Consider the following 12,160-nt stretch of genomic DNA (forward strand, 5'->3'; position numbering starts at 1 on the left):
GAACGCGCAGCGGCCGAGGCGGCCGCGACGTTCAGGCAGGACGGCTTCGGCTACTTCCTGGAGATGGCCACCCGGCCCCAGACGATCGGCTACGCCCTGCTGGATTCCCCCGTCGCCCTGGCCGCCTGGCTGCTCGACCACGACACCGACAGCTACTACAAGATCTCGGCCGCGTTCGTCGACGGCGAGCCCGTGGGCAACCTCACCCGGGACACCATCGTCGACAACATCACGCTGTACTGGCTGACCGGCACCGCAGCATCGGCGGCCCGGTCCTACTGGGAGGACGCACGAGCGCTGGCCGCAGCGCTTGCGAGCGGCCAGCCTCCTCCGCCGGTCAAGGTGCCGGTCGGCTTCACCACGTTCCCCGGCGAGATCTGGGCGTCGCCCCGGAGCTGGGTCGAGGCGGTCTACCCCGACCTCGCCTACTTCAACGAGGTCGACAAGGGCGGCCACTTCGCCGCCTGGGAAGAGCCCCAGCTGTTCTCCGAAGAAGTCCGAGCCGCGTTCCGGTCGCTTCGGTAGGTACCTGTGTTCGGACGGGTGCACCTGCCCGTGCTCGGCGGGGCGACCGGCTGGCTCAACTCCGAGCCACTCAGCCCCGCCGAGCTGCGCGGCCACGTCGTGGTGGTGAACTTCTGGACCCTGACCTGCATCAACTGGCTGCGCCAGGAGCCGTATGTCCGTGCCTGGTCCCAGGCCTACCGAGCCGACGGGTTGGTCGTCATCGGCGTCCACACCCCGGAGTTCTCCTTCGAGCATGAGCTCGACCTCGTCCGGCAGGCGACCACAGCGCGAGGGATCGATTACCCGGTCGCGGTCGACAACGACTACGCGATCTGGAGCGCCTTCGACAACCATTACTGGCCGGCGCTGTACTTCGTCGGGTCCGACGGCATCATCTCCGACCAGCACTTCGGCGAGGGCCGCTACGAGCAATCCGAGCGCGTCATCCAGCAGCTGCTCGGCATCCAGCGCGAGCTCGTCTCCGTCGAAGGGGTCGGCGTGGAGGCTGAGGCCGACTGGGAGCACCTGCGGACGCCCGAGACCTATCTCGGCTACGGACGCGGCGACCAGTTCGCGTCACCGGACGGCGCCACCTTCGACGAACGCCGCGCCTATGAGCTCCCCGAGCACCTGCATCTCAACCATTGGGCCCTCGCCGGAGAGTGGACGATCGGGCGTGAGAGTGTCGTCCTCGACCAGGCCGGCGGAACCATCGCCTACCGGTTCCGCGCCCGCGACGCGCATCTGGTGCTGTCTCCCGGAGCGCGCGAGCCGATTCCCTTCCGCGTGCTCCTCGACGGCCAGGCTCCCGGCCCGTCCCACGGCGTGGACGTCGACCCTGACGGGAGCGGCGTGCTCGCCGACGGCCGCCTCTACCAGCTCGTGCGCGCGCACGACGCGGTCCGCGACCGGACCCTGGAGATCACCTTCCTGGAGCCCGGCGCCGAGGCATACGTGTTCACGTTCGGGTAGCGGTCCCCGCAGATCGAGCCCGCTTACCGGCCAGGCGCGGGTCAGGCCGCGTCGGCACATCCATCACCGATAGGTCCTGGGTTGACCGGCCTACTCGAGGGTGTCATCGGCGTCGGCGAGGAGCCGGCGGGCCGAGGCTTCATCGGAGCGGCCAACCAGCACCTGCACACCCTCGATCTGCATCTGCGGGTACTGTCCTCCGGCATCATCTGCCGACACCGCTGCGCTCACGCCATGACTGCGCAGCATGCCGACGATCAGCTCCGCCTCGCTGCGGCTGGCAACGACCGCCACCGACACCGTCGCGCCGTCCACGATGGCAACTCCTCTGCTCCTGGTCCTGCCGGTAGGCCGCTCCCGGCAGCATGGTCGCATGTTGGCCGGCCCGTCGCACCGCCGAGACCTCGGCCGGAACCAGTCGGGGTTCCCGCTCCGCCAGGCTACGTCTCTGTCGCTGGCCCTGCTGGCCGGCGTGGGCTGCATGTGCTGTTCGGCTGGTGGTGGGGCTTGGCGCCTCGACGGAGACTTCCTTCTGCCATGCTCACCAGCCTCGAATTCGGTGTTCGACATATGGGCCAGGCGTTCTGGTAGGCCTTGACGGTGTTGTCGGCGTACCCATCAGCCCGCAGCGCCAGCTCCCACGAGACCGGGAGCACAGCGAAGCCCGGACGCCTCATGCCGAGTCGTATCGGGACATGAAGCGCTACGCTTCAGGCTCCCGGAGCCACCATCGGCACATCTGCGCTGCTCAACAGGCCTGCGAGCTGGGCCGCGTTGGTCACCGCCTGATCCCGGTAGCAGTTGTTCATGAGGATGTGGACCTCATGGGCGGAGGACGCCAGGTGGTCGACCTTGGGGACCCACTCGGCCAGCTCCTGCTCGGTGTAGAGGTAGCGGAAGCGTTCGGTGACGGTCTTCTTCTGCCAGGCCTCGGGGTCGCGGCCGTGGAAGCGGACGACCGACAGGGCGGGGGAGGTCGCCTCGGCGACGGTGGGGACCGAGGAGCGGAAGCCCTGGGGCATGTCGACGCAGACCAGGGGGAGGTCGAGGTCCTGGAGGAGGCCGAGGGTGCGGTCACGGTCGCGGTCGGTGGCCAGCCAGGCGGCGTTGCGGAACTCGACGCAGACCTGGTAACCGGGAAGGCGGTCGCGGATGGCGCCGAGCTCCTCGCGGCTGGAGCGGCGGGGGGTGAACCACTCGGGGTACTGCAGAAGGACGGCGCCGAGCTTGCCGGCGGAGTCGAGGGGGAGGAGGGCGTCGCGGAAGCGGCGCCAGATCTCCGCCTGGCCGTCGGCGGAGAGGTGGGAGGCGTAGAAGCGCTCCTTGTCGCGGTGCTCGGGGGCGATCTCGCCGAGCAGGTCCTCGGGGACGGCCTTGCGGCGGGTCGGGTGGCCGGTCAGGAGGCTGAACGCCTTGATGTTGAAGACGAAGTCGGGCGGGGTGCGGTCGACCCAGAGGCCGGCCTGCTCCTCGCGGGGCAGATAGTAGTAGGTGGCGTCGACCTCGACGATGGGGAACTGGGTGGCGTAGAAGCGCAGGCGCGACTCGGCGTCGTTGGCGCCCTTGGGGTACCAGCCGGACTTGAGCAGCGTCGGGTCCGTCCAGGAGGCGGTCCCGACCCGCACCGCGCCCTTGTCCCGGCCGCCGTTCGGCTGCTTCGCCATGCGCGGCAGCATAGCGGGTGCTACCGTCGGCCGGAGTGAACGTGCGCGTCTGCCCCCGCTGCCAGACGCCGGTGCAGGCCGGCGGCAAGGTCTGCGAGCGCTGCGAGCAGCCGGTCGAGGGCCCGGCCCACGCGCTGCGCTACAACCCGGCCGGGCTGCCGACACCCAGCCCCATCCAGGGGCACGCCACCGTGCTGGTCGGGATCGTGACCGCCGTCGTCCTGCTCGCCTTCGGGGCCTGGTTCGTGTTCCGCGGCGTCGGGCCGTTCCGGGCCGAGGTGGTCAGCCAGACCGTGACCGCCGACGGCGCGGCCGTCGAGGTCGAGCTGCGGGTGGTCAACGAGGGCGAGCGGCGGGGCCGGGCCCGCTGCCGGATCACCGGGCTGGGTCCGGACGGGCGGGTGCGGACCTCGGGGGTGAAGCTGAGCCCGACCGTGCCCGGCAACGGGAGCGCGTCGTTCACGCTCCGCGGGGAGGGTCTCGGCGACGCCCACGACATCGCCACCAGCTGTGCTTGACTGGTCCCGACGGGGGCAGCCAAGGGTCGGCGGGGAGGTGAGGTCATGACCGAGCGGGCGCTCGAGGCGGCGGCCGCCCACGCGGCCCAGTACCTGCGCGGCCTGTCCGAGCGGCCGGTGGCGGCGCGGGCGGGCGCGGCCGAGCTGCGCGAACGCCTGGGCGGGCCGCTGCCCGACGGGCCCGCCGACCCGGCCGAGGTGGTCGCCCAGCTGGCCAAGCTGGCCGACGACGGCCTGGTCGCCTCCGCCGGTCCCCGCTACTTCGGGTTCGTCGTCGGGGGGAGCCTGCCCGCCGCCGTGGCCGCCGACTGGCTGACCAGCGCCTGGGACCAGAACGCCGGCCTGTTCGCCCTCGGCCCGGCCGCGGCCACGGTCGAGGAGGTGGCCGCCGGCTGGCTCACCGACCTGCTCGGGCTGCCGGCCACCATGACCACCGGCTTCGTCACCGGCGGCCAGATGGCCAACTTCACCGGCCTGGCCGCGGCCCGCCACCATGTGCTCGCCGCCGCCGGCTGGGACGTGGAACGCGACGGCCTGGTCGGGGCGCCGCCGGTCGAGGTCGTGGTCGGGGCCGAGCGCCACGTCACCGTCGACGCCGCCCTGCGCCTCCTGGGCCTGGGCAGCGGCCGGCTGCGGGTCGTCCCCGCCGACGACCAGGGCCGCATGGACGCCGCCGCCCTGCCCGAGGCGCTGGCCGCCTGCCGGGGGCCGGCGATCGTCTGCGCCCAGGCCGGCAACGTCAACACCGGCGCCGTCGACCCCCTGGCCGCGATCTGCGCCGCCGCCCACGCGCACGGCGCCTGGGTGCACGTGGACGGCGCGTTCGGGCTGTGGGCGGCGGCCAGCCCGGCCCGGCGCCACCTGGTCGCCGGGGCCGAGCAGGCCGACTCGCTGGCCACCGACGCCCACAAGTGGCTCAACGTCCCCTACGACAGCGGGCTCGTGTTCGTCGCCCACCCCCAGGCCCATCTGGCCGCCTTCTCCACGGTGGCCGGCTACCTGACGCCCGGGGCGGCGGGGGAGCGCGACCCCGACGCCTACACCCCGGAGTTCTCGCGCCGGGCCCGGGGGTTCCCGGTCTGGGCGGCGCTGCGCTCGCTGGGCCGCTCCGGCGTGGCCGACCTGGTGGAGCGGTGCTGCGGCCACGCCCGCCGCTTCGCCACCGCCCTCGGGGCGGCCGACGGGGTCGAGGTTCTCAACGAGGTCGTGCTCAACCAGGTGCTGGTCCGCTTCACCGACCCGAGCGGCGACCACGACGGCCGCACCCGCGAGGTCATCCGCCGGGTCCAGGCCGGCGGCACGCTGTGGCTGAGCGGCACCACCTGGCACGGCATGGCCGCCATGCGCATCTCGGTGTCGAACTGGTCGACCAGCGACGCCGACGTCGACCGGTCGATGGCGGCCATCCTGGCCGCGGCCGCCGGGACCACCTAGGAGGGAGCGCCGATGCCGTCGAACGAGCTGCTCGGGGTCTACCTGAACGACCATCTGGCCGGCTCGTCGGCCGGACTGGAGCTGGCCGAGAAGCTGCGCGACAACAACCAGGGCACCGCGCTCGGCGACGTCATGGCCGCCCTGCACCTCGAGATCGAGCAGGACCGCAAGTCGCTCGAGGAGCTCATGGCGCGCCTGGATGTGGCCCGGCACCCGGTCAAGGACGCGGCCGGGTGGGTGCTGGAACGCCTCAGCCGGCTGCGGCTCAACCCGGCCCTCACCGGCAGCGCGGAGCTGACCCGGCTGCTGGAGACCGAGGCCCTGTCACTCGGGATCGAGGGCAAGCTGGCCATGTGGCTGGCCCTCAAGGAGGCCGCCGCCGCCGACCAGCGGCTGGCCGGGACCGACTACGACCGGCTGATCGAGCGGGCCCGCGCCCAGCGCCGCACGCTGGAGCCCCACCGGGTGGCGGCGGCGGCGCGGTCGTTCGCGGACTGAGCGCGCCGCGCCGCCGCCACCGCGACGGTCAGGCGGACAGCGCCGAGGCGAACAGGTCGCCGACCAGGGCCGACGTCCCCGCCTGCGCCGCCACCACGCCCTCGGCGCCGGTCACCGGCACGGCCATGGCCTCCCGGACGCCGGCCCGCTGGGCGGCGATGGCCCGGTCGAAGCGGCCCGTGTCGCGGATGTCTCCAGCAGCACCTCCAGGGCACGGCTGGCCACGATGATCCGGCCGTGCCCGTCCAGCACGCACGCCGGGAGGCCGCCTCCTCAACGAGCGCCTCCGACCGGAGCGCGCCGGCCGGTCCCCTCCGCCGGGAACCGCCCGGCGGTCCGGTCCGTCCAAGGCCACATCGGAACCGACCCGGGACGGGATGCGCGATGACGAGGACGCGGCGTTGGAGCCTGCTGGCCGCCGTGGCGGCGGCGCTGCTGCTGGGGGCCCAGCCGGCCCTGGCCTGCGGGGGGCTGGTGGGGCCGGGGGGCACGGTGCAGCTGGCCCGCACGACCACCCTGGCCGGCTACCACGACGGGGTCGAGCACTACCTGACGTCGTTCACCTACGCCGGCGGCGGGGCCAAGTTCGGCTCCATCGTGCCCCTGCCCGGCGTCCCCAGCGACGTCCGCAAGGGCGGCGAGTGGACCCTCCAGCGCCTGGTCCGCGAGACCCAGCCGCAGCCGCAGTTCCTGCGCGCCGCCGCGGCCGCCGAGGCCGGCGACAGGGCCACCGAGCTGCTCAAGACCAAGGTCGACGCCCTCGACATCACCGTGCTCCGCGGCGGCGGCCGGGCGGTCGGGAACTGGGCCCGCGAGCACGGCTTCGGGCTGTCGGTCGACGCCCCCGAGGTGCTCGACTTCTACGCCGCCCGCAGCCCCGTCTTCCTGGCGGCCAGCTTCGACGCCCGCCGGGCCGAGGGCCGCGGCCAGCGCCTCGGCGACGGCACCCCGATCCACCTGACCATCCCGACGGCCGATCCGTGGGTACCGCTGCGCATCCTCGGCCTCGGCCACCAGGCCGCTGACCCGATCCAGGCCGACGTGTACCTGCTCACCGACCGGCGCCCGGCCGTGCTGCCCCGGCCGGTCGCCGCCGGGGGGCGCGGGGTCGCCCTGGAGCGGAGCGGCCCGGCCTCGGCCCAGCTCCTGGCCGACCTGCGCGCCGACAAGGGCATGGACTGGCTGCCGGCCTCGGGCATGTGGCTCAGCTACCTGCGGGTCGACACGACGACCCATGAGCTGACCCATGACCTGGCCGTCGACGCCAGCGGCCGGGCCAGGCCCTCCCCGGTGGCGGCCGGCCTGGCCGTCCCGGTGGCCGCCGGCAGGGACGGCCAGGCGCCGGCGCCGTCCGGGCCGGGCGCGTGGTGGGCGTGGCCGGTCGTGGCCGTGGGCGCCACCGTGACCGTGGCCGGGCTGGTCCTGGGCCGGAGGGGTCGTTCGGCCCTGCGCTGAGCGGCCCGGCCGGGAGGATACTGCCGGCATGGGCGCGACCACCCTGGCCGACCTGGAGGCCCGGCTGCTGCGGCCGGCCGGGCCGGGCCGCTTCGACCCGGCCGAGCTGGACGGGCTGCCGGAGCCGGTGCGCCGCCACCTCGGCCTGGCCATCGCCCCGGGCACGCCCCTGGCCACCTCGGCCCGGCTGCGGATGCGGGGGAGCATCAAGGTCGGCCGCTGGCTGCCGTTCCGGGCCCGCCAGGTCCTCAGCCCGCGGGACGGCTTCGTCTGGGCGGGCAGGGCGGCCTGGCTGATCGCCGGGTCCGACCGCTACCTGGACGGCGCCGGGGCGCTGGAGTGGAAGCTGGCCGGCCTGGTCACCGTGGCCCGCGCCGAGGGCGCCGACGTGGCCCGCAGCGCCGCCGGCCGGGCCGGGGCCGAGGGGATCTGGCTGCCGACGGCCCTGCTGCCCCGCTTCGGGGTCCGCTGGGCGGCCCCGGCCACCGACCGGGTCACGGCCGCCTTCGCGGTGGGGGAGACCCCGCTGGAGCTGGAGCTGCGCCTGGACGCGGCCGGCCGCGTGGTGTCGCTGGCCTTCGACCGCTGGGGCGACCCGGGCGGCGCCGGCGCCTTCGGCTGGCACCGGTTCGGGGGCCAGATCACCGGCTACGCCAGCTTCGACGGCCTGACCGTTCCCAGCGCCGGCCGCCTCGGCTGGTTCTGGGGCACCGACCGCTGGGCCGAGGGCGAGTTCTTCCGCTACCGGATCACCGACCTCCAGCCGGCCGGGCCGACCGGGACCTGATCTGGGGGCGAGCGGGCACGCTACACGCGGCCCCGGGCCGGCCGCCGCTTGCGGCACCGGGAACCGGCGTCCCGGCGGCCCCGTCCAACCTGCAGTCGTTCCCTCGACCCGGAGCGCTCGGAGGCCGCATGCGCCCACGTCCCTGGCAGCTCGCCGTCGTCCTGGTCGCCTGCGGCGCGGCCGCCCTGGTCGCCGTCTGGTCGGCCGGGTCGCTGGCCGGCGGGGGCGAGCGGACGGTGGTGGTGACCATGCGCCACTCCCGCTTCGAGCCGGCGGCGGTCCGGGTCGACCCGGGCGAGCGGGTGCGGTTCGTGCTGCGCAACACCGACCCGATCGACCACGAGTTCATCCTCGGCGACGACGCCGTCCAGCGCCGCCACGAGGAGGGCCGCGAACGCCAGCACCACGGCGACGTCCCCGGCGAGCGCTCGGTCCCGGCCGGCCAGGAGGCCGCCACCGCCTACGCCTTCCCGGCCGCCCTGGACGGCCGCGTGCTCACCTTCGCCTGCCACCTCCCCGGCCACTACGCCTACGGCATGCACGGCACCGTGCGGGTCGGCTGACCCGGTGCGCCGCCGGGGGTCAGCGGCGGCTGATCTGGAGGCGGCCGGAGCCGTCGACGGCCACGGAGCGGCGGCCGGCCAGGAGCTCCAGGAGCTCGCCGCCGACCAGGTCGCGGCGCCAGCCCTGGAGGGTGCGGACCGGCGGCTCGGGCTGGCCGCGGCGGACCGCGGCCACCACCTGGGCCAGGTCGTTGCGGGCGGCGACCAGCTCGTAGGCCAGGCCGGCGTCGAGCGCCCGGGCCCGGACCAGGGCCTCCGACAGGGCGATGGCGGGCACGTCGGCCGGGTTGGCGTCGGGCCGCTCGACCACCTCGGTGGGCAGCGGCTCGGCGGCCTGGCCGCGGGCGACCGCGGCCACGATGGCGTCGGCGCGGCGGCGCAGGGTCGAGGGCTGGAGGCCGCGGATCCGCTCAAGGGCCGACGGCGCCCCCGGGCGCCGCTTGGCCACCTCGACCAGGGGGGCGTCGCCCAGCACCGAGGAGACGGGGCGGTCCTCGGTGGCGGCGGTCTGCTCCCGCCAGGCCGCCAGCTCGCGGGCCACGGCCCGGGCCCGCGGGTTGAGCTGGCCGATGCGGGGCAGGCGCTGCCAGACCAGCCACGGGTCGCGCTCGTCGCTGGCCTCCTCCAGGCGCCGGCACTCCTCTCGCGCCCACTGGAGCCGGCCGGTGGCCGCCAGCCGCTCCTGGAGGGCGTCGGCCAGGCGCAGCAGGTGGGCCACGTCGTCGCGGGCGTAGGCGAGCTGCTCGGGGCTGAGCGGCCGGTCGTCCCAGCGGGTGAAGCTGGCCGACTTGGCCAGGCGCAGGCCGAGCACGTCGTTGAGCAGGCTGCCGTACCCGGTCTGGGCCCCGAACCCGGCGAACCCGGCCGCCACCTGGGTGTCGAAGATGCCCCGGACCTCGGTCTGCCAGACCCGCCGGAGCAGGGCCACGTCCTGGCGCCCGGCGTGCACCACCACCTCGACCCCGGGGTCGGCCAGGACCTCGGCCAGCGGCCCGGGGTCGAGCCGCTCGTCCAGCGGGTCGACCAGCTCGACCCGCGGCCCGCCGTCCCCGTCCGGGCCGTCGACCACCACCCCGACCAGGCAGAGCAAGGCCCGGTAGCGACCCTCGGACATGAACTCGGTGTCGATGCCCAGGCGGCCGGCGGCCCTGGCCGCCCTGGCCAGCCCCCCCAGGTCCGCGCGCGGGGCCAGGCTCAGCCGAGGCGCCACGTGTCCCCGCCGTGGAGCAGCTTGGCCAGGTCACCCCGGCCCTGCCTGGTGGTGGCCGCCTCCAGCTGCTCGGACATGAGCTCGTCGTACACGGGCCGCTCGACGTCGCGGAACACCCCGATCGGGGTCGGCCCGTCGGCGCCGTGGGACAGCCGGCAGAGCATGAAGGCCAGACTCGGCTCGGCCCGGTGCTCGTCGTGGACCAGCAGCGCGTCCTCGCCGACGTCGGCCACCTCGACCAGCTCGATCCGGCAGTCGTCGGTCAGCCGGACCCCGCGCTCGCCGTCGGCGCCGAAGCGGATCGGCTTGCCGTGCTCCAGCCGGATCTGGTTGTCGGCCCGGGTGTCCGGCTCCTTCAGCAGGTCGAAGGCGCCGTCGTTGAAGATGTTGCAGTTCTGGTAGATCTCCACGAACGCGGTGCCCTGGTGGGCGGCCGCCTTGCCCAGCACCTCGGTGAGGTGGGCGCGGTCGGAGTCGATCGAGCGGGCGACGAAGGTCGCCTCCGCGCCCAGGGCCACGCTGACCGGGTTGAACGGGTGGTCCAGCGACCCCATCGGCGTCGACTTGGTGATCTTGCCCAGCTCGCTGGTGGGGGAGTACTGGCCCTTGGTCAGCCCGTAGATCTGGTTGTTGAACAGCAGGATCTTGAGGTTGACGTTGCGCCGCAGGGCGTGGACGAGGTGGTTGCCGCCGATCGACAGGGCGTCCCCGTCGCCGGTGATCACCCACACCGACAGGTCGGGCCGGGTCACCGACAGCCCGGTGGCGATCGCCGGAGCCCGGCCGTGGATCGAGTGCATCCCGTAGGTGTTCATGTAGTAGGGGAAGCGCGAGGAGCAGCCGATGCCCGAGATGAACACGATCCGCTCCCTGGGGATCCCCAGCGACGGCATGAAGCCCTGCACGGCCGAGAGGATCGCGTAGTCCCCGCAGCCGGGGCACCAGCGGACCTCCTGGTCGCTCTTGAAGTCCTTGGCGGTGAGCTTCACGGGGGCGCCGTTGCCGTGCCCGTTGCCCGCAGTCACTTGGTCGCTCCTTCGTCGAGCAGGCCGATGATGGCGTCGGCCAGCTCCTCGGCCTTGAACGGCAGCCCCCGGACCTTGTTGTAGCCGACGGCGTCGACCAGGAACCGGGAGCGGACCAGCATGCGCAGCTGGCCCAGGTTCATCTCCGGGATCAGGACCTTGTCGTAGCCGGCCAGCACCTCGCCGAGGTTGGCCGGGAACGGGTTGAGGTGGCGCAGGTGGGCCACGGACACCCGGGCCCCCGAGGCCCGGACCCGCCGCACCGCCGCCCCGATCGGCCCGTAGGTCGAGCCCCAGCCCAGCACCAGCAGCTTCGACCCGTCCTGGTGGTCGACCTCGAGGGGGGCGATGTCGGCGGCCATGCCGGCCACCTTGGCCGCCCGGAGGTTGACCATGCGGTCGTGGTTCTCGGGGTCGTAGCTGATGTTGCCGGTGCCGTCGGCCTTCTCGAGCCCGCCGATGCGGTGCTCCAGGCCGGGCGTCCCCGGGACCGCCCAGGGCCGGGCCAGGGTGGCCTCGTCGCGAAGGTACGGCCAGTAGTCGCCCTCGTGGTTGGGCTCGGTGGCGAACTCCACCCCGATGTCGGGCAGCGAGTCCACGTCCGGCAGCAGCCACGGCTCCGACCCGTTGGCCAGGTAGCCGTCCGACAGCAGCACCACCGGGGTCCGGTACTTGAGCGCGATCCGGGCCGCCTCGACGGCGGCGTGGAAGCAGTCCGAGGGGGTGCAGGGCGCCACCACCGGCACCGGAGCCTCCCCGTTGCGGCCGAACAGCACCTGGAGCAGGTCGGCCTGCTCGGTCTTGGTCGGCATGCCGGTCGAGGGGCCGCTGCGCTGGATGTCGATCACCAGCAGGGGCAGCTCCAGGGAGACGGCCAGCCCGATGGTCTCGGCCTTGAGGGCGATCCCGGGGCCGCTGGAGGTGGTCACGCCCAGCGAGCCCCCGAACGCCGCTCCCAGGGCCGCCCCGACCCCGGCGATCTCGTCCTCGGCCTGGAAGGTCCGGACCCCGAACGCCTTGTGCTTGGACAGCTCGTGGAGGATGTCGGAGGCCGGGGTGATCGGGTAGGCGCCGAGGAACAGCGGCAGCCCCGACAGCTGGCTGGCCGCGACCAGCCCGTAGGACAGGGCCAGGTTCCCGGAGATGTTGCGGTAGGTCCCTGGCCGCAGCCGGGCCGGCTTGACCTGGTAGGCGACGGCGAAGTCCTCGGTCGTCTCGCCGAAGTTCCAGCCGGCCTTGAAGGCGGCCACGTTCGCCTTGGCGATCAGCGGGCGGGTGGCGAACTTGCGCTCCAGGAAGGCGATGGTGGCCTCGGTCGGGCGCGAGTACAGCCAGGACATGAGCCCGAGGGCGAACATGTTCTTGGCCCGCTCGGCCTCCTTCTTGGAGATGTCGTACTCCTTCAGCGCCTCCAGCGTCATGGAGGTCAGCGCCACCGGGTGGACCTGGTAGTCGGCCAGGGTGCCGTCCTCCAGCGGGTTGCTGGCGTAGCCGGCCTTGTCGAGGTTGCGCGGGGTGAAGGAGTCG

The 12,160-nt window shown here is 74.1% G+C and carries 14 protein-coding genes; 8 read left to right on the plus strand and 6 right to left on the minus strand.

The genetic code is table 11. From position 1 onward, the window contains the following. A partial coding sequence (locus VF468_09035; protein HEX5878450.1) for an epoxide hydrolase occupies nt 1-525 on the plus strand: 525 nt, incomplete at its 5' end. Between the two features lie 6 nt (nt 526-531). Further along, nucleotides 532-1,479, plus strand: coding sequence for a redoxin domain-containing protein (locus VF468_09040; GenBank protein HEX5878451.1), 948 nt, complete (start codon nt 532-534; stop codon nt 1,477-1,479). A gap of 90 nt (nt 1,480-1,569) precedes the next feature. Here VF468_09040 and VF468_09045 read toward each other — a convergent pair whose 3' ends face one another. Then, complete coding sequence (locus VF468_09045) at nt 1,570-1,794, minus strand: hypothetical protein (protein HEX5878452.1); 225 nt, start codon at nt 1,792-1,794, stop codon at nt 1,570-1,572. A gap of 395 nt (nt 1,795-2,189) precedes the next feature. After that, on the minus strand, nt 2,190-3,143 hold the full coding sequence (locus VF468_09050) for a DUF72 domain-containing protein (protein HEX5878453.1): 954 nt from the start codon (nt 3,141-3,143) through the stop codon (nt 2,190-2,192). A 41-nt stretch (nt 3,144-3,184) separates the two neighbouring features. Here VF468_09050 and VF468_09055 point away from each other — a divergent pair, with 41 nt between their 5' ends. The 3 genes from VF468_09055 to VF468_09065 are packed head-to-tail and all read left to right on the plus strand — an operon-like array spanning nt 3,185 to nt 5,593. Continuing rightward, on the plus strand, nt 3,185-3,661 hold the full coding sequence (locus VF468_09055) for a hypothetical protein (GenBank protein HEX5878454.1): 477 nt from the start codon (nt 3,185-3,187) through the stop codon (nt 3,659-3,661). Nucleotides 3,662-3,706: 45 nt separating this feature from the next. Then, nucleotides 3,707-5,095 (plus strand): aminotransferase class V-fold PLP-dependent enzyme, encoded by a 1,389-nt coding sequence (locus VF468_09060; GenBank protein HEX5878455.1) that lies wholly within the window; start codon nt 3,707-3,709, stop codon nt 5,093-5,095. A gap of 12 nt (nt 5,096-5,107) precedes the next feature. Further along, nucleotides 5,108-5,593 carry a hypothetical protein gene (locus VF468_09065; GenBank protein ID HEX5878456.1) on the plus strand — a complete coding sequence of 162 codons (486 nt, stop codon included), beginning with the start codon at nt 5,108-5,110 and terminating at the stop codon, nt 5,591-5,593. Between the two features lie 28 nt (nt 5,594-5,621). Here VF468_09065 and VF468_09070 read toward each other — a convergent pair whose 3' ends face one another. Then, on the minus strand, nt 5,622-5,849 hold the full coding sequence (locus VF468_09070) for a hypothetical protein (protein ID HEX5878457.1): 228 nt from the start codon (nt 5,847-5,849) through the stop codon (nt 5,622-5,624). Nucleotides 5,850-5,977: 128 nt separating this feature from the next. On the opposite strand from VF468_09070, the gene VF468_09075 reads away from it, so the two are divergent. The 3 genes from VF468_09075 (at nt 5,978) to VF468_09085 (ending at nt 8,398) form a co-directional block, all read left to right on the plus strand. Continuing rightward, entirely contained in the window at nt 5,978-7,048 is a 1,071-nt protein-coding gene (locus tag VF468_09075; protein HEX5878458.1) for a DUF2330 domain-containing protein, read from the plus strand. A 28-nt stretch (nt 7,049-7,076) separates the two neighbouring features. Then, the gene (locus tag VF468_09080) at nt 7,077-7,835 is read left to right on the plus strand and encodes a DUF6544 family protein (protein ID HEX5878459.1); all 759 of its coding nucleotides are present in this window, start codon (nt 7,077-7,079) and stop codon (nt 7,833-7,835) included. Nucleotides 7,836-7,963: 128 nt separating this feature from the next. After that, nucleotides 7,964-8,398: a plastocyanin/azurin family copper-binding protein gene (locus tag VF468_09085; GenBank protein ID HEX5878460.1), complete on the plus strand. Its 435-nt coding sequence runs from the start codon at nt 7,964-7,966 to the stop codon at nt 8,396-8,398. A 19-nt stretch (nt 8,399-8,417) separates the two neighbouring features. Here the strand turns inward: VF468_09085 and VF468_09090 are convergent, their stop codons facing one another. The 3 genes from VF468_09090 to VF468_09100 form a co-directional block, all read right to left on the minus strand. Further along, nucleotides 8,418-9,608: an HRDC domain-containing protein gene (locus VF468_09090; GenBank protein ID HEX5878461.1), complete on the minus strand. Its 1,191-nt coding sequence runs from the start codon at nt 9,606-9,608 to the stop codon at nt 8,418-8,420. Beyond that, nucleotides 9,593-10,633 (minus strand): 2-oxoacid:ferredoxin oxidoreductase subunit beta, encoded by a 1,041-nt coding sequence (locus tag VF468_09095; GenBank protein HEX5878462.1) that lies wholly within the window; start codon nt 10,631-10,633, stop codon nt 9,593-9,595. Before VF468_09095 ends, VF468_09090 begins: the two co-directional genes overlap by 16 nt. Next, on the minus strand, nt 10,630-12,160 hold a 1,531-nt coding region (locus tag VF468_09100), incomplete at its 5' end, for a 2-oxoacid:acceptor oxidoreductase subunit alpha (GenBank protein HEX5878463.1). The genes VF468_09095 and VF468_09100, both read right to left, overlap by 4 nt.

Source organism: Actinomycetota bacterium (assembly GCA_036280995.1).
Taxonomy (GTDB): Bacteria; Actinomycetota; CALGFH01; order CALGFH01; family CALGFH01; genus CALGFH01.